This window comes from Micromonospora sp. CNZ297 (assembly GCF_007827625.1).
Genome location: NZ_VISU01000004.1, coordinates 164761 through 180570, shown reverse-complemented (window position 1 = coordinate 180570; position 15810 = coordinate 164761). Strand labels below are relative to the sequence as shown.

General features: G+C 72.0%; 17 protein-coding genes. 11 read left to right on the top strand and 6 right to left on the bottom strand.

From position 1 onward, the window contains the following. Nucleotides 1-67: 67 nt before the first annotated feature. From FB454_RS09710 to FB454_RS09700, 3 genes are all read right to left on the bottom strand, one after another. Nucleotides 68-1348: a dicarboxylate/amino acid:cation symporter gene (locus FB454_RS09710; protein WP_186461575.1), complete on the bottom strand. Its 1281-nt coding sequence runs from the start codon at nucleotides 1346-1348 to the stop codon at nucleotides 68-70. A 136-nt stretch (nucleotides 1349-1484) separates the two neighbouring features. Further along, nucleotides 1485-2153 carry a DUF998 domain-containing protein gene (locus FB454_RS09705; RefSeq protein WP_145822846.1) on the bottom strand — a complete coding sequence of 223 codons (669 nt, stop codon included), beginning with the start codon at nucleotides 2151-2153 and terminating at the stop codon, nucleotides 1485-1487. After that, entirely contained in the window at nucleotides 2146-3111 is a 966-nt protein-coding gene (locus tag FB454_RS09700) for a glutathione S-transferase C-terminal domain-containing protein (RefSeq protein ID WP_145822845.1), read from the bottom strand. Before FB454_RS09700 ends, FB454_RS09705 begins: the two co-directional genes overlap by 8 nt. A 98-nt stretch (nucleotides 3112-3209) precedes the next feature. Between FB454_RS09700 and pcaF the strand changes: the two genes are divergently transcribed. From pcaF to FB454_RS09665, 7 genes are all read left to right on the top strand, one after another. Continuing rightward, a complete protein-coding gene (gene pcaF, locus FB454_RS09695) occupies nucleotides 3210-4415 on the top strand; it encodes a 3-oxoadipyl-CoA thiolase (RefSeq protein WP_013284637.1) in 1206 nt (401 codons plus the stop codon). A 116-nt stretch (nucleotides 4416-4531) separates the two neighbouring features. Further along, complete coding sequence (locus FB454_RS09690; protein WP_114919674.1) at nucleotides 4532-5350, top strand: SAM-dependent methyltransferase; 819 nt, start codon at nucleotides 4532-4534, stop codon at nucleotides 5348-5350. A gap of 5 nt (nucleotides 5351-5355) precedes the next feature. Next, the gene (locus tag FB454_RS09685; protein ID WP_013474415.1) at nucleotides 5356-7506 is read left to right on the top strand and encodes a putative bifunctional diguanylate cyclase/phosphodiesterase; all 2151 of its coding nucleotides are present in this window, start codon (nucleotides 5356-5358) and stop codon (nucleotides 7504-7506) included. Between the two features lie 88 nt (nucleotides 7507-7594). Further along, a complete protein-coding gene (locus FB454_RS09680) occupies nucleotides 7595-8095 on the top strand; it encodes a DUF456 domain-containing protein (protein WP_145822844.1) in 501 nt (166 codons plus the stop codon). Between the two features lie 47 nt (nucleotides 8096-8142). Beyond that, the gene (locus FB454_RS09675; RefSeq protein WP_145822843.1) at nucleotides 8143-8889 is read left to right on the top strand and encodes an MBL fold metallo-hydrolase; all 747 of its coding nucleotides are present in this window, start codon (nucleotides 8143-8145) and stop codon (nucleotides 8887-8889) included. Between the two features lie 261 nt (nucleotides 8890-9150). Beyond that, on the top strand, nucleotides 9151-10725 hold the full coding sequence (locus tag FB454_RS09670; protein WP_145822842.1) for an amino acid permease: 1575 nt from the start codon (nucleotides 9151-9153) through the stop codon (nucleotides 10723-10725). A 29-nt stretch (nucleotides 10726-10754) separates the two neighbouring features. Further along, nucleotides 10755-11132: a nuclear transport factor 2 family protein gene (locus tag FB454_RS09665; protein ID WP_145822841.1), complete on the top strand. Its 378-nt coding sequence runs from the start codon at nucleotides 10755-10757 to the stop codon at nucleotides 11130-11132. A 13-nt stretch (nucleotides 11133-11145) separates the two neighbouring features. On the opposite strand, the gene FB454_RS09660 is transcribed toward FB454_RS09665, so the two are convergent. Together FB454_RS09660 and FB454_RS09655 are read right to left on the bottom strand one after the other, a co-directional pair. Beyond that, on the bottom strand, nucleotides 11146-11346 hold the full coding sequence (locus FB454_RS09660) for a DUF397 domain-containing protein (protein WP_145822840.1): 201 nt from the start codon (nucleotides 11344-11346) through the stop codon (nucleotides 11146-11148). Next, entirely contained in the window at nucleotides 11333-12082 is a 750-nt protein-coding gene (locus FB454_RS09655; RefSeq protein WP_145822894.1) for a helix-turn-helix domain-containing protein, read from the bottom strand. Before FB454_RS09655 ends, FB454_RS09660 begins: the two co-directional genes overlap by 14 nt. Nucleotides 12083-12355: 273 nt before the next feature. Here FB454_RS09655 and FB454_RS09650 point away from each other — a divergent pair, with 273 nt between their 5' ends. From FB454_RS09650 to FB454_RS09640, 3 genes are read left to right on the top strand one after another with little or no spacing between them, the layout of a single operon-like run. Then, the gene (locus tag FB454_RS09650; protein WP_073830305.1) at nucleotides 12356-12538 is read left to right on the top strand and encodes a hypothetical protein; all 183 of its coding nucleotides are present in this window, start codon (nucleotides 12356-12358) and stop codon (nucleotides 12536-12538) included. Beyond that, nucleotides 12535-12828, top strand: a complete 294-nt coding sequence (locus FB454_RS09645; protein WP_486485409.1) for a hypothetical protein — start codon at nucleotides 12535-12537, stop codon at nucleotides 12826-12828. Before FB454_RS09650 ends, FB454_RS09645 begins: the two co-directional genes overlap by 4 nt. Further along, nucleotides 12828-13076: a flavin reductase gene (locus FB454_RS09640; RefSeq protein ID WP_145822838.1), complete on the top strand. Its 249-nt coding sequence runs from the start codon at nucleotides 12828-12830 to the stop codon at nucleotides 13074-13076. The genes FB454_RS09645 and FB454_RS09640 overlap by 1 nt, the downstream gene beginning before the upstream one ends. A gap of 30 nt (nucleotides 13077-13106) precedes the next feature. Here the strand turns inward: FB454_RS09640 and FB454_RS09635 are convergent, their stop codons facing one another. After that, nucleotides 13107-14279 (bottom strand): PQQ-dependent sugar dehydrogenase, encoded by a 1173-nt coding sequence (locus FB454_RS09635; protein ID WP_145822837.1) that lies wholly within the window; start codon nucleotides 14277-14279, stop codon nucleotides 13107-13109. Nucleotides 14280-14365: 86 nt separating this feature from the next. On the opposite strand from FB454_RS09635, the gene FB454_RS09630 reads away from it, so the two are divergent. Continuing rightward, nucleotides 14366-15730, top strand: a complete 1365-nt coding sequence (locus FB454_RS09630) for a glutamine synthetase family protein (RefSeq protein WP_145822836.1) — start codon at nucleotides 14366-14368, stop codon at nucleotides 15728-15730. Nucleotides 15731-15810: the final 80 nt, after the last annotated feature.

Here is a 15810-nt window from a genome sequence, read left to right as displayed (position 1 = left end):
CTCGGATCCTCCGGTCGTGGCAACGGGTGCGCCTCCTTCTCAGGAGACGCACCCGAAGGGGTGTGGATCAGGCGGGTACGGGGTCGAGCCGCTCGGTCTCGGCGGGCTCGATCAGGTCGCGCTTGCCGGCCGAGTCGTACGCGGCCCGGTCGAGCGTGCCCTCCCGGGCGGCCACGATGGTCGGCACCACGGCCTGCCCGGCCACGTTGGTGGCGGTACGGATCATGTCCAGGATCGGGTCGATGGCCAGCAGCAGGCCGGCCCCGGCCAGAGGCAGGCCCAGCGTGCTCAGGGTCAGCGTCAGCATGACGATCGCGCCGGTCAGGCCGGCGGTCGCGGCCGAGCCCACCACCGAGACGAACGCGATCAGCAGGTAGTCGGTGACGCCCAGGTTCACGCCGAAGACCTGCGCCACGAAGATCGCGGCGAGCGCCGGGTAGATGGCGGCGCAGCCGTCCATCTTCGTGGTGGCGCCGAACGGCACCGCGAAGGAGGCGTACTCGCGGGGGACGCCGAGGCGCTCGACCGAGCGCTGGGTCACCGGCATGGTGCCCACCGAGGAGCGGGAGACGAACGCCAGCTCGATGGCGGGCCAGGCGCCGGCGAAGAAGCGCAGCGGGTTGAGCTTGCCGGCCACCGCGAGCAGCACCGGGTAGACCACGAACAGCACCAGCGCGCAGCCGACGTAGACGGCTGTGGTGAACTTCGCGAGCGGGGCGAGCAGGTCCCAGCCGTACGAGGCGACGGCGTTGCCGATCAGGCCGAGCGTGCCGATCGGGGCGAGCCGGATGACCCACCAGAGCGCCTTCTGCACGATCGAGAGCAGCGAGCGGTTGAGCGCCACGAACGGTTCGGCGGCGTCGCCGACCAGCAGCGCGGCGGCGCCCACCACCAGGGCGAGGAAGACGATCTGCAGGACGTTGCCCTCGACGAACGCGCCGACCGGGTTGGTCGGGACGATGCCGGTGAGGAAGTCGATCCAGGAGCCGGTGGTCTTCGGCGCGGTGGCGCCGGCCGGGTCCAGGTTGACGCCCCGGCCGGGGTCGGTGAGCAGGCCGAGGCCGATGCCGATGCTCACCGCGATGAGCGCTGTGACGCCGAACCAGAGCAGCGTCTTGACTGCCAGCCGGGCGGCGTTGGCGACGCCGCGCAGGCTGACCACGCTGACCACGATGGCGGTGAAGACCAGCGGCGGCACGGCGAGCTTGAGGAGCTGGACGAAGAGGCCGCCGACGGTGTCGAGCGTGCTGGTCAGCCAGGCGAGGTCGGCGGCGCGGGCGAGGAAACCGAGCGCCACGCCGAGCACGAGGCCGAGCAGGATCTGGACGGAGAAGGGGATTCTGCGCAGGGCGGAAGTCATGAGGACGGATCCAAGGTCTGGAGAGGGAAGGCGGGCGTCGGGGCGTGGAGCTACGCCGGACAGACGCCGCTGGCCTGCCGTCGCAGATCGACGTACAGGCGCTCGGTGAGGCACCAGACATTGGTCATCGTCGCGACACGTTACTCCCGCCCCGGGCCGGAACGGAAGGACCGTCGCCGGTGAGGCTCCTTACAGCCAGGTAGCCGGAGGTGACCAGTCCCCAGGCGGCGACCACGACCAGCAGCACCCGCTCCGACACCCCGAGCAGCGCGCTGCGCCCGACCAGGAGCAGCGCCGCCGCTACTACGGCGGCCACCGGCAGCGCCACCGCCGCGCCGACCGCGGCGATCCGCCGCAGCCCCTGGTCCGCCGCCGGGGAGAACAGCAGTACGAGCATGGCGAGCACCACCGCGGCGGTCGCCGCGATGCTCGCACCGCCGTGCACCAGGTCGGCCACCGTTGTGGCCTCGAACGGCGGCAGCGGGCAGCCCTCGCTGCACGTGACGGCGCCGGAGAGCACCGTGGCGACCGCGCCGACGCCGAGCAGCCCGGCCGCCGCCCGCAACCCCGGTGGCAGCGACCCGGCGAGCAGCAGCAGCGACGCGGCCACCGAGAAGATCCCGATCCGGTACGCCCCGGCGTACCCGCTGTCGGTGATGCCCGCCTCACTCACGTACGCGATGGGGCCCGGGCCGGGACCGGCGATCACCGCGACAGTCACCGCTGCCGCGCCGGCTGCCAGGCAGACGGCGGCGAACGCGGCGGCGATCCGGCGGCCGGTGTCCTCAACCACGTCCGTGCGGGGTGGTCCAGCCGGACAGGTCCGGCCCCAGCGGCACGATCCGGGTCGGGTTGATCATGTCGTGGGTGGCGTAGTAGTGCCGCTTGATGTGGTCGAAGTCCACCGTCTCGCCGAACCCCGGCGTCTGGAACAGGTCCCGCGCGTACGCCCACAGCACCGGCATCTCGGTGAGCTTGCGCTCGTTGCACTTGAAGTGGCCGTGGTACGCCACGTCGAAGCGCACCAGCGTGGTGAACAGGCGCACGTCCGTCTCGGTGATCGCGTCGCCCATCAGATAGCGCCGACCGGACAGCCGCTCGCTCAGCGCGTCGAGGCGGGCGAACAACGCGGTGAACGCCTCGTCGTACGCCTCCTGGGAGGTGGCGAAGCCGCACCGGTAGACGCCGTTGTTGACGTCCCGGTGGATCTCCGCCATCAGCGCGTCCATCTCCGGGCGCAGCTCGACCGGGTACAGATCCGGGGCGTCCGGCGCGTGGAACCGCCGCCACTCGGTCGAGAAGTCCAGCGTGAGCTGCGGATAGTCGTTCGTCACGACCCGTCCGGTGAGCGTGTCCACGAGCGCCGGCACCGTCACCCGGCCGGTGTAGTCCCTGTCGGTGGACAGATACGCCTCGGACAGGAAGCCGATGCCGAGCACCGGGTCGAAGCCGTCCGGGTCGAGCGCGAACCGCCAGCCCCGCTCGTCCCGGATCGGGTCGACGGTGCCCAGCGAGATCACCTCGTCCAGCCCGAGCAGGCCGCGCACGATCCGGGCCCGGTGCGCCCACGGGCAGGCCCGGCACCAGATCAGCCGGTAGCGGCCCGCCTCCAGCGGCCAGCGTCCCTGCTCGTCCGGCCCGCCCCCCTCGGGTGCTGTGGAGTGCGGGGTGACCCGGCCGGTGAACCGGTTGGGCTGGCGGACGAACGCGCCGCCGCCGCTGGTCTCTGCGCTGAACTGGGCCCCGGACATGCGGCAAACCTATCCGCTCCGGTCACGGATATCCTGGCGCCGGGTACCCCCGCGACCCGCCGACCGGCCCCTTCCCACCCCCGAAGGACGTACGCGCGATGACAGTGGCCTATCTCGTTGCCGGAGTCCGCACCCCGATCGGCCGGTACGCCGGCGCGCTGGCCGGGGTCCGCCCCGACGACCTGGCCGCGCACGTCGTCCGCGAGCTGGTGGCCCGCCACCCCTCGGTCGACTGGGCCCGCACCGACGACGTGATCCTGGGCTGCGCCAACCAGGCCGGCGAGGACAACCGCAACGTGGCCCGGATGGCCGCGCTGCTCGGCGGCCTGCCGGAGGAGGTGCCGGGCAGCACCGTCAACCGGCTCTGCGGCTCCGGCCTGGACGCGCTCGCCTCCGCCGCCCGCGCGATCGTCGCCGGGGAGGCCGACCTGGTGGTGGCCGGCGGCGTGGAGAGCATGAGCCGCGCGCCGTTCGTCATGCCGAAGGCGGCCACGCCGTTCGCCCGCACCGCCGAGGTGTACGACACCACGATCGGCTGGCGGCTGGTGAACCCGCTGATGCGCAAGGGGTGGGGCATCGACTCGATGCCGGAGACGGCGGAGAACGTGGCAGCGGAGTTCGGCGTGGACCGGGCCGCGCAGGACGCCTTCGCGTACCGGTCGCAGCAGCGGGCCGCCAAGGCGCAGGCCGACGGCCGGCTGGCCGAGGAGATCGTCCCGGTGACGGTGCCCGCGGGCAAGCGCGAGACGAAGCTGGTCGAGGCCGACGAGCATCCGCGCGAGACGTCGCTGGAGAAGCTCGCCGCGCTGCCCACCCCGTTCCGCGAGGGCGGCACTGTGACCGCTGGCAACTCCTCCGGCGTCAACGACGGCGCCGTCGCGCTGCTCGTCGCCTCCGCGGCCGCCGTCGAGCGCTACGGCCTCACCCCGCTGGCCCGGGTACGCGGTGCCGCGTCGGCAGGCGTACCGCCGCGGATCATGGGCATCGGTCCGGTTCCGGCGACCCGCAAGCTGCTCGACCGGACGGGCCTGTCGCTTGCCGACGTGGACGTGATCGAGCTGAACGAGGCGTTCGCCGCGCAGTCGGTGGCGGTGCTGCGCGAGCTGGGCCTGCCGGAGGACGCCGAGCACGTCAACCCCGGCGGCGGGGCCATCGCGCTGGGTCACCCGCTCGGCGCCAGCGGTGCCCGGCTGGCGTTGACCGCCGCGCTGGAACTGCGCCGAAGGGGCGGCCGGCGGGCGCTCGCCACCATGTGCATCGGTGTCGGCCAGGGCATCTCGCTGCTGCTGGAGTCGGCCGCCTGAACCGGGCCGCCGGCATCGCCTCCAGTGGATCTCCCGAACCCGGCCGTACCGGCCTAGAGTGGTCTGGACCACATGATCCGCCATCGACGGCGGACGACGACCTGGGGGACCGAGCGATGCAGACGCCGGAGAGCCTGCCCACCGAGATCGACCTGACCCGGCCGAGCGCCGCCCGGGTCTACGACTACTTCCTCGGTGGGGCGCACAACTTCGAGATCGACCGGCAGCTCGCCGAACAGATCGCGGCGATGACGCCGAACCTGGCCGCCACCATGCGCTCCGGGCGGGAGTTCCTGCGCCGGGCCGTACGGGTGCTGCTCGACGCCGGCATCGACCAGTTCCTCGACGTCGGCTCCGGCATCCCCACCGTCGGCAACGTGCACGAGGTCGCCCAGGCCGCCGACCCGGACGCCCGCATCGTGTACGTGGACATCGACCCGGTCGCCGTGGCGCACAGCCACGAACTGCTCGCCGGCAACGACCGGGCCACGGCGATCCTGGCCGACCTGCGCGAGCCGAAGCTGATCCTGGACCACGCCCGCGCCAGCGGCCTGATCGACTTCGACCGGCCGCTGGGCATCCTGCTCGCCGGCGTGGTGCACTTCGTGCCCGACGCCGACCGCCCGGCCGACATCCTGGCCACGCTGCGCGCCGCCGCCGCACCCGGCAGCTACCTGGTCATCTCCCACTCCACGTTCGAGGATCAGCCGCAGGAGATGCTGGACGCGCAGCGGCTGTCGGCGCGTACCGCCACCGAGATCACACTGCGCTCGCGGGCCGAGATCACCGGCTTCTTCGGCGACTGGACGATCCTCGAACCGGGCGTCGTGCACATGCCGCTGTGGCGGCCCGACTCCCCGTCGGACGTGGACGAGCACCCGGAGCGGTTCGGGGCCTTCGGCGGCGTCGCCCGGCACGACCGCGCCGCCGGCTGAGCCCCATGCGCGCCCCGGACAGCGACGGGGGAGACGTCAGCCGGCCCGGCGCCGCCGCGTACGCCGCCGAGTGGGCTCGCGCGGTGCGCCGTATCGGGTTCGTGCCGCTGAGCGCGGCCGAGACCGAGCGCCTGCTGGTGCCGCTCACCGAGCGACTCGGCGAGGCCCTGCTCGCCCCCACCTTCTCCGCCCGCCCGGCGGAGGAGGTGGGGCGTGCCCTGGTCCAGGCGCACCTCACCGAGCCCGGCGTGCTCGACTGGTCGGTGCAGGCGCTCGGCGACCGGTTCCTGCCCTGGGTGCTGCCGTCGCGCACCGAGTCGCCGGAGCTGCGTGAGCGGGTCGCGCTGCTCCAGGGCGCGTTCGCCGCCGGGTTCGCCCGCGCGCTGCGCGACCGGGTCTTCAGCCAGCAGGAGCGGATCGCCCGGTCCGCGTGGCAGGCCCGGGACACCGTCGAGCAGGCGCTGCGGGACAGCGAGGCCCGGTTCCGGGCGGTCTTCACCGGCGCCGCCATCGGCATCGGCATCGCCGGGGTGGACGGGCAGATCATCGAGGTCAACCAGTCCTTCGCGGACATGCTCGGCTACGCCGTCGCGGAGATGCGGCGGATGAACGTCTCGGCGTTGTTCCACCCCGACGACGCGGCCGGGATGTGGGAGCTGTACCAGGAGCTGATCGAGGGCAAGCGGGACAGCGCGCGGGTGGAGAAGCGCTACTACCGCAAGGACGGCAGCGTGGTCTGGACCGACCTCGCGGTCTCGCTCATCCGGCACGACGACGGCCGGCCCCGGTTCACCGTGGCGATGGTGGAGGACATCACCCAGCGGTACGAGTTGCAGCAGCGGCTGCGTTTCCAGGCGCTGCACGACCCGCTGACCGGCCTGCCCAACCGGACGCTGTTCTTCGAGACGCTCGGTGACGTCTTCGACGGCGCCGGTCCGGACCAGCGCGTCGGGCTGTGCTTCATCGACCTGGACGGCTTCAAGGCGGTGAACGACAGCCTCGGCCACGACCTGGGCGACCGGCTGCTCAAGGTGATCGCCCGCCGGCTCAGCGACTGCGTGGCCGGGCGCGGCCACCTGGTGGCCCGGATGGGTGGCGACGAGTTCGTCATCCTGGTCGACTCCGACGGCGGCATCGACGACGCGGTGGAGGTCGCCGAGCTGGCGCTGGCCGCGGTGTCCGCGCCGGTGCACGTCGGTGACCAGCAGCTCGCCGTGTCGGCGAGCATCGGCATCGTGGAGTGCCCGGCGGCGGAGACGAGCGTCGGCGACCTGATGAAGGCCGCCGACACCACGCTCTACTGGGCCAAGGCGGAGGGCCGGGGCCGCTGGGCGGTGTACGACCCGGAGCGCAGCGCCGCCGACATCGCCCGCTCCGCGCTGGCCGCGAATCTGCCCGCCGCGCTGGACCGGGGCGAGTTCGTGCTGCACTACCAGCCGATCGTGTCGCTGCTGGACGGCACGATGGTGGCGGTCGAGGCGCTGGTGCGCTGGCAGCACCCGGAGCTGGGGCTGATCGGGCCGGACCGGTTCATCGGGCTGGCCGAGGAGACCGGCCTGATCGTCCGGCTCGGCGCCTGGGTGCTGCGTCAGGCGTGCCGCGACGCCGAGTCGTGGCGGCGCGCGTACCCGGACACCACGCCTGTTGTCAGCGTCAACCTGGCCGCCCGGCAGGCCGACGACCCGGCCATCGTGGAGACGGTGGCCGAGGCGTTGCAGCACACCGGCCTGCCCGCGGAGCTGTTGCAGCTGGAACTGACCGAGAGCGCCGTCATGGGCAGCGCCGGCGAGCCGCTGCGGACGCTGCACCAGCTCGCCGGCCTCGGGCTGCGGCTGGCCATCGACGACTTCGGCACCGGCTACTCGAACCTCGCGTACCTGCGGCGGCTGCCGATCCACTGCGTGAAGCTGGCCGGCCCGTTCGTCGAGGGGATCCGGGGTGACGGCGGGGACGCGGTCGCCGACCATCGGGACGAGCGGATCGTGGACGCGCTGGTCCGGCTGGCGCACGCGCTGGAGCTGTCGGTGACGGCCGAGGCGGTGGAGACCGAGGTGCAGGCCGAACGGCTGCGGGCGCTGCGCTGCGACACCGGGCAGGGCCGGCTGTTCGGCGCCCCGATGCCCGCCGACGGCATCCGCGCCCGCCTGGGCGGGTAAGGAAGGGCCCCCTCTTAACGCCTCCGGTAGAGGAGGGGGCCCCGCTTAACACCTCCCGCGCACGCGGCAGGCGAGGAAGGGAGAACCGGTGAGCCTCACCGATTCGCAGGCCGTGGTGTCGGTGGTCGCCGCGCTGGCGATCGTCGCCGGCCTGGCCGGGGTGGTGGTGCCCGGGTTACCGGCGCTGCCGCTGTGCTGTGGCGGCGTACTGGTGTGGACGCTGTTCGGCGACGCCGGGCCGGGTCGCTGGGCGGTGCTCGCCGCCGCCACGGCGATCGCCGCCGGTGGCACCGTGCTCAAGTACCTCTGGCCGGGGCGCAACCTGAAGCGGACCGGCGTGCCCACCACCTCGCTGCTGGCTGGCGGGCTGCTCGGCGTGGTCGGGTTCTTCGTGATCCCGGTGGTCGGGCTGCCGATCGGCTTCGTCGGCGGCATCTTCGGCGCCGAACGGCTGCGGCTCGGCGACACCCGGCTCGCCTGGCCGGCCACGGTGCAGGCGCTCAAGGCGGCCGGGCTGTCGATGGTCCTGGAGTTCACCGCCGGCCTGATGATCGCCGCGCTGTGGGTCGCGGGGCTGCTGTTCGTCTGACCGTCGCCGGGCCACCCGGCGACCACCCGGCCGGTACGGTCGACCGGATGCGGACAACAGTCCTGGGCGGCCTCGGCGCCTTCCCCACCGCCCACCAGGCCTGCGCCGGCTTCCTCGTCGAACACGACGGCTTCCGGCTGCTGATCGACCCCGGCTACGCGACGCTGCAACCGTTGCTGGCGCTCACGAGGGCGGAGCACGTCGACGCCGTCTACGTCAGCCACGGCCACCCCGACCACTGCGCCGACCTGCAACCGCTGGTCCGCGCCAGGGTGCTCGCGAACCGGTCCGGGCCGCCCCTGCCGGTGTACGCCCCCACCGGCAGCCTCGCCGGACTGCTCGCGATCGACGAGCCGGGCCTGCTCGAACCCGGGTACCGGCTGACCGGGTTCACACCGGGGGAGACGCTGCGTCTCGGGCCGTACGAGGTGCGGACGTTCGCGTTGCCGCACTGGGTGCCGAACGCCGGGGCCCGGTTCTCGGCGGCGGGCCTGGTGCTCGCCTACACCGGGGACACCGGACCCAGCCCGGCGCTGGTGGAGCTGGCCCGCGACGCGGACCTGCTGATCGCGGAGGCGACCTATCCGGACGACATCCCGCAGCGGCACGAGGGGAACCTGTCCAGCGCCGTCGAGGTCGGCCGGTACGCCGTCGAGGCCGGGGTGCGGCGCCTGCTGCTCACCCATCTGTGGCCGGGGACGGAGCCGCGGGAGGCGCTGGCCGCCGTACGGCGCGGGTTCGCCGGCCCGGTGGAGGTGGCTGCGCCCGGGCTGACGGTGACAGTCGGCCGGTAGGGAGCGGCGGCGCGGGGCGTCCGGAGGGTACGGCCGATCGCCGTACTTCAGTGAGAGAGAGGTGGACGCCGCGCGCCGCCGCGGACCGGGCGTTGCCGAGCGCCCGGTGCCGGCCCGTCGGGTCGGGCCTGGTCACGCCCACAATGATGCCCCGGGTGGGATCGGGCGACAACGCAATTACCGGGGTACGTATTGACCGCCTTGATCGGCCGGGAGCACACTGCGAGCACTCGCACGAGCATCGCCTCGAGGAGGTGTGCAGTGGCCACGACGCCCGCGCCGACCGCCGAGCAGCCGATGGACGACGACGCCCGACGACTCGCCGAACTCGGCTACAAACAGGAGTTGCGCCGCAAGTGGAGCGGCTTCTCCAACTTCGCGATCTCGTTCTCCATCATCTCGATCCTGGCCGGCTGCTTCACCACGTTCGGCCAGGCGTGGAACAACGGCGGCCCGGTGGCGATCTCCTGGGGCTGGCCGCTGATCTCGCTGTTCATCCTGATCATCGGCTTCTGCCTGGCCGAGCTGGTGTCGGCGTACCCGACGGCGGGCGGGATCTACTGGTGGGCGGCGACGATGGGCCGGCCGGTGCACGGCTGGTTCACCGGCTGGCTCAACCTGATCGGGCTGGTCGCGGTGACCGCGTCGGTCGACTACGGCTGCGCCACGTTCCTCAACCTGACGCTGTCGGCGCTGTTCGACGGCTGGGCCGGCACCGGGCACCAGACGTTCGGGCTGTTCGTGGTGATCCTCGCGCTGCACGGGCTGATCAACATCTACGGGCACCGGATCATCGACGTACTCCAGAACGTCTCGGTCTGGTGGCACGTCGCCGGCGCGGCCGCCGTGGTACTGATCCTGGTCCTGGTCCCGGACAACCACCAGAGTTTCCAGTTCGTGTTCACCGAGCGGTTCAACAACTCCGGCTTCGGTGACGGCGACACCAGCGGGCTGGCGTTCTGGTTCTACGTGCTGCCGCTGGGTTTCCTGCTCACGCAGTACACGATCACCGGCTTCGACGCCTGCGCGCACGTCTCCGAGGAGACCCGGGGCGCGTCCAAGGCCGCCGCGCAGGGGCTGTGGCGGTCGATCTTCTACTCGGCGGTGGGCGGCTGGATCCTGCTGCTGGCGTTCCTGTTCGCGGCCACCGACGTGGACGCGATAAACGAGGCGGGCGGCTTCTCCGGGGCGATCTTCGAGTCCGCGCTGACGCCGTTCTTCTTCAAGGCCGTCATCATCATCTCCACCATCGGGCAGTTCTTCTGCGGCATGAGCTGCGTGACGTCGATGTCGCGGATGGCGTACGCGTTCAGCCGGGACCGCGCGGTGCCCGGCTGGAAACTCTGGTCGAAGGTGAACCGCAACGGTACGCCGGTGAACGCCATCATCGGCGCGACGCTGGCCGGGCTGGTGCTCACGCTGCCCGCGCTCTACCAGCGCGGCGGCATCCCTGTGGCGTTCTACGCGGTGGTGTCGGTCGCGGTGATCGGGCTGTACCTGTCCTTCATCATCCCGATCTTCCTGCGGCTGCGGATGGGCGACCGGTTCACCCCGGGCCCGTGGACGCTCGGCCGCCGCTACAAGCTGCTCGGCTGGATCGCGGTGGTCGAGATCGCGGTCATCTCGGTCTACTTCGTGCTGCCGATCGTCCCAGCGGGTGTACCAGGCAACCCCGACTTCAGCTGGACGGCTGTCAACTACGCGCCCATCGCCATCGGTGGCGTGCTGCTCGGCGTCGCGATCTGGTGGTACGCCTCGGCCCGCAAGTGGTTCACCGGCCCGCGCCGCACCGTCGACCAGGCCGAACCCGAGCCCGAGCCCGCCGAGCCGTCGTAGCTGTCGGTGGGGCCTGCCATGATCCGGCCATGGACTCGGAAGCGGTGGTACGCGCGTTGTGGGATCGCATGCAGGCCCGCGACTGGACCGGCGTCGGCGAGCTGCTGGCCGACGACGTGGTGGTCGAGTGGCCGGTCAGCGCCGAGCGGATCGTCGACCGCGACAACTACGTGAAGGTCAACGCCGAGTACCCGGAGGGCTGGTCGATCCGGGTGCTGCGGGTGGTGGCATCAGGCGACACTGTGGTGTCCGAGGTGGAGGTGCCGCACGAGGGGATGGGCGTGCATCGGGTCGCGTCGTTCTGGACCGTGCGGGACGGGCGGATCGTCGAGGGCCGGGAGTACTGGACGAGCCTCGGCGCGGACCCGTCCCCGCAGTGGCGATCCGCCTGGATCCAGCCGATGTGAGATGGCCTTTTGGTCAGGCTGCGGGCCCGGTCTGCTTGGCCAGTGAGACGAACGACCGCCACGAGGACGGGGTGACGTGGAGGGTTCCGCCGTCGCGGTCCTTGCTGTCACGCACCAGCACCACTCCCGGCAGGTTGTCGGCCACCTCCACGCAGTCGCCACCGCTCGTGCCGCTGCGGGTGGACTTCTTCCAGATCGCGTTACTGAGGTCCATGCTGACTCTCAACTTCCTTGATCAGGGAGACCGACAGGGTCTGCGGCAAGGCTACGCTGCGGACGCCTTCCCACCGTGCCAGGAGCGTCGCCATCGCATCCTCGCCATCGATGAGCAGACCGTCAAGCTGGTTCTCCAGGTGTCCCACCCAGCCGCCCTCCGCCGAGTGGGCCAGCGCCAGCGGCCCGGAAAGGCCGACGTGATGGCCGGCATCGGCTGGAATGACGTGTAGTTGGACGTGCGGGAGTTCGGCCACGTGCAGCAGGTGCGCGAGCTGCTCGGCCATGATGGCGTCACGGCGGCGGAGCGCTGACTCATCAATCACTGCGATGACGAGCGGGGGATGGTCGCGGAGCAAGATCTCCTGCCGCTCCAGCCGTCCAGCTACCCGCTTCTCCACTTCCTCGGACGGTCTCGTGCTGTCGAAGCGCAGCACCATGCGGGCATAGTTCGCCGTCTGAAGCAGGCCAGGGATCAGAGACGGATTGAAGTACCGAAGCTGTCGGGCCGCGCGTTCGGCCTCCAGCCAGGGCTGGAACCACGAAGGCTGGCTCTCCCGTTTGGCCATGTTCAGCAGTGTCGTCAGCAGATCGCCGGTCTTCAGCGCCTCATCTGCTCGGGCGAGGAACACGCGATCCAGCGGACGGGCCCCAGTCTCCACTGCCGAAACCATGGAGGCGGAGTAGTGCAGGAGCCTGCCGAACTCCTCTTGACTGAGACCGGCGGCGGAGCGCATCCGGCGGAGTTGCGATCGGATGAGGTCGGCTGTCGGTTCCTCCACAGTTCCTCCACAGTTCGTGCGTGAACTTCATTCACCATCCGGCGCTGGGATGTGCGCTTCACTGGTGCGCCGTGACCAGGCTCGATGCCTTCCGACCGTAGCGGTGTCCTCACCAGACTGTCACGCATGCGGATCCGCTCGTCGCAGGCGAGCACGGGCGGATTCCAGCCCGGGGCCGCCCGGTCCCGACGATGCCGGGCGGCCCCCTCCATCAACGAGGAGGCCGATGTGCGTGTCCGATGGTTCCGGTGCCGTACCCGGGAGCTGCCCACCCTGCCGAAGCGCGACCCCGGCAGCAACCTGCCGGCGTGGATGCGCGAGCCGACCCGGGTGTTTCCCACGGTTCGCCCGGGCAGCCCGGGGCGTCTGACACCGGCGCAGGAGTGGCGGGCGAACGGGGGCCGGTGGTGACGGTTCTGGTCGGTGTCCTCAGCGCCATCGGTCACATCGGGTACGAGCCGGACTGGGTATGCGAGCGTTGCCGGGAGCCGTGGCCGTGTCCCGCCCTGCGACGCATTCCGCGTGATCAGCTCGATCCGGCAGCGCTCATCCGGATGATGGCGTTCCTCGTGCGCGGCGCGATCCGGGATCTGCGTGGCCGAGTCGAGGGGCCGGAGCCACCCGAGATCGTCAGGCGGTTCTTCTGGTTCCTTCCGCTCACCGACGACGAGGCGCGTGCGATCGCCCGTCGGCTGCGGTGATGGGCCGGCGCGTGGTTCCGCACCTGCCTATGCGCCCGCTCTGGCGGTGCCGCAACTGCGGGGCGGAGTGGCCCTGCCAGCCGGCCCGGCTGTCGCTGCTCGTCGAGTACCGGGAGGACCGCACCGCGCTGCTTCTCTATCTCGGCGGGCTGATGGCCGAAGCGCGGGAACACCTCGCCCGGCTGAATCCGGACCACGCGCCGGATCTGCACGGCCGCTTCCTGGCCTGGGCACGGGTTCGTGGCTGACGCGGGGACGCTGTCCGCGTACCCCAAGGGTCAGATCGTGGGGCGGCGGTGGGTGAGCGGGAAGCGGAGGATGCGGTCGTCGCCGGCCGCTGGGGTGCCGCGGCCGTCGCGGTTGCTGGTCGCGACCCAGAGCGCGCCGTCGGGCGCCACCTCGACGGTACGCAGGCGGCCGTACGTGCCGACCAGCTCCGCCACGGGTACGCCGACGCGGCCGGCGGCGTCGACGGGCACCGCCCAGAGCCGGGCGCCGCGCAGCGCGGCGACGTGGAGCGTGCCCCTGGTGAACGCGGCACCGCTCGGGGACGCCTGCGCGGGCGGCCAGACGACGACCGGGTCGCGGAACCGGGGATCACCGGCGACGCCCTCGACGAGCGGCCAGCCGTAGTTGCCGCCGGGCACGATCCGGTTCACCTCGTCCCATGTGCTCTGCCCGAACTCGGTGGCGAACAGCCGCCCCTGCCGGTCCCAGGCGAGGCCCTGCACGTTGCGGTGGCCGTAGCTGTAGACCAGCGAACCGGGGAACGGGTTGCCGGCCGGCACGCCGCCGTCCGGGCGGATCCGCAGGATCTTGCCGTTGCGGCTGGTCAGGTCCTGCGCGCGGGCGGACACCCCGGCGTCGCCGATCCCGGCGTAGAGCATGCCGTCGGGGCCGAACGCGATCCGGCCGCCGTCGTGGACCGCGCTGCGGGCGATGCCGCTCACCAGCACCTGCGGCGGCTGGGACGAGCCGAGGCGGAACCGGACGATCCGGATGTCGGCAGCCGTGGTGTAGGCGGCGTAGACCCACCTGTCCCGGCGGTACCGGGGGGAGACCGCGAGCCCGAGCAGGCCCGCCTCGCCGCCCGCGGCCACGTCGGCGATCCGGGCCACCTGCCGGGCCGGGCGACCCGGGCGTACGCGCAGGATCGTGCCCTGGTCCCGCTGCGCGACCAGGGCGCTGCCGTCGGGCAGGAAGGCCAGCCCCCACGGCGCCTCCAGCCCGGTCGCGACGACGCGGGGACGGGTCAGGTCGTAGCCGGACCAGCCGGCGCGCCCGTCGAAGCCGCGCAGGTCGAGCGTGACCGGTCGCGCGTCGGCGGTCGCCGGCCGGTCCGGCCCGGCGGCGGGTCGCCCCTCGGCGGGTCTGCGGTCGGCGTGCGCGTCGGTCGCTGCGAGCACGATCGCGAGGACGGCGGCGACGACCGCGACGGTACGACGGCGCATGTGCACTCCTCGGTTTCGCACCCGACCTCGCCGGGGCATTGACGGTGATCCGGTTTGCCAGTAGACCTTGGTGATGGAGGCCCCTGATGAAACCAACGCCGCTCTCGCTGGAACAGTTGCGGGTCGCCGTCACCGAGGGTGAGATCGACACGGTGGTGCTCGCGCTCACCGACATGCAGGGCCGCCTGCAGGGCAAGCGGTTCCACGCGCCCTACTTCCTCGACCAGGTGGTCACGCACGGCAGCGAGGGCTGCAACTACCTGCTCGCCGTGGACGTCGACATGAACACCGTCGACGGGTACGCGATGTCGAGCTGGGAACGCGGCTACGGCGACTTCGCCATGCGCCCCGACCTGGACACGCTGCGCCGGATGCCCTGGCAACCCGGGTCCGCGCTGCTGCTGGCCGACCTGGAGTGGCTGGACGGCTCCGGCCCGGTGGTCGCCTCGCCCCGGCAGATCCTGCGCAAGCAGCTCGACCGGCTGGCCGCGCACGGGCTGACCGCGTACGCCGGCACCGAACTGGAGTTCGTGCTCTACCGCGACTCGTACGAGGAGGCGTGGCAGCGCGGCTACCGCGACCTGACGCCGGCCAACCAGTACAACGTGGACTACTCGCTGCTCGGCACCGCCCGGGTCGAGCCGTTGCTGCGCCGCATCCGCACCGAGATGGCCGGCGCCGGGCTCACCCCGGAGAGCGCGAAGGGCGAGTGCAACCTCGGCCAGCACGAGATCGCCTTCCGGTACGACGAGGCGGTGCGCTGCGCCGACCACCACGTCATCTACAAGAACGGCGCCAAGGAGATCGCCGCCCAGGAGGGCATGGCGATCACGTTCATGGCGAAGCCGAACGAGCGGGAGGGCAACTCCTGCCACATCCACTTCTCGCTGCGCGACGCCTCCGGCTCCTCGGCGATGCTGGGGGACGGGCCCGCGCACCTGAGCGTCACCGGGCAGCGGGTGCTGGCCGGGCTGCTCGCCACCATGCGCGAGTTCAGCCTGTTCTTCGCACCCAACATCAACTCCTACAAGCGCTACCAGCCCGGCTCGTTCGCGCCGACCGCTTTGCGCTGGGGCACCGACAACCGCACCTGCGCGCTGCGGCTGGTCGGGCACGGGCAGGGGATGCGGGTGGAGAACCGGGTGCCGGGGGCCGACGTCAACCCGTACCTGGCGATCGCCGCGCTGGTGGCCGGGGCGGTGCACGGCATCGAGAACGAGCTGGAGCTGGCGGACGAGTGCACCGGCAACGCGTACGACGACCCGGACGCCGAGCGGGTGCCCACCACGCTGCGTGACGCGTTGGACCTGTGGCAGCGCTCGGAGGTGGCCCGGGAGGCGTTCGGCGACGAGGTGGCCGCCCACTACGCCAACCAGGCGAAGGTCGAGCTGACCGCCTTCGACGCCGCGGTGACGGACTGGGAGCTGAACCGTGGCTTCGAACGCCTCTGACGTGTACGCGCCCTCGCCTTCGCCCGCGTCCGCGCCCTCTCGCTCCCGCGATCTTGCACTTGCGACCCTTGGCGCGGGTG

Bases quoted from the DNA above. Each gene is read 5' to 3' on its own strand.
- FB454_RS09630 (WP_145822836.1), top strand. From the start codon at position 14,366: ATGAAACCAACGCCGCTCTCGCTGGAACAGTTGCGGGTCGCCGTCACC.
- FB454_RS09675 (WP_145822843.1), top strand. From the start codon at position 8,143: ATGCGGACAACAGTCCTGGGCGGCCTCGGCGCCTTCCCCACCGCCCAC.
- FB454_RS09660 (WP_145822840.1), bottom strand. From the start codon at position 11,346: ATGGACCTCAGTAACGCGATCTGGAAGAAGTCCACCCGCAGCGGCACG.
- FB454_RS09640 (WP_145822838.1), top strand. From the start codon at position 12,828: ATGGGCCGGCGCGTGGTTCCGCACCTGCCTATGCGCCCGCTCTGGCGG.
- FB454_RS09690 (WP_114919674.1), top strand. From the start codon at position 4,532: ATGCAGACGCCGGAGAGCCTGCCCACCGAGATCGACCTGACCCGGCCG.
- FB454_RS09665 (WP_145822841.1), top strand. From the start codon at position 10,755: ATGGACTCGGAAGCGGTGGTACGCGCGTTGTGGGATCGCATGCAGGCC.
- pcaF (WP_013284637.1), top strand. From the start codon at position 3,210: ATGACAGTGGCCTATCTCGTTGCCGGAGTCCGCACCCCGATCGGCCGG.
- FB454_RS09655 (WP_145822894.1), bottom strand. From the start codon at position 12,082: ATGCGCTCCGCCGCCGGTCTCAGTCAAGAGGAGTTCGGCAGGCTCCTG.
- FB454_RS09700 (WP_145822845.1), bottom strand. From the start codon at position 3,111: ATGTCCGGGGCCCAGTTCAGCGCAGAGACCAGCGGCGGCGGCGCGTTC.
- FB454_RS09635 (WP_145822837.1), bottom strand. From the start codon at position 14,279: ATGCGCCGTCGTACCGTCGCGGTCGTCGCCGCCGTCCTCGCGATCGTG.
- FB454_RS09685 (WP_013474415.1), top strand. From the start codon at position 5,356: ATGCGCGCCCCGGACAGCGACGGGGGAGACGTCAGCCGGCCCGGCGCC.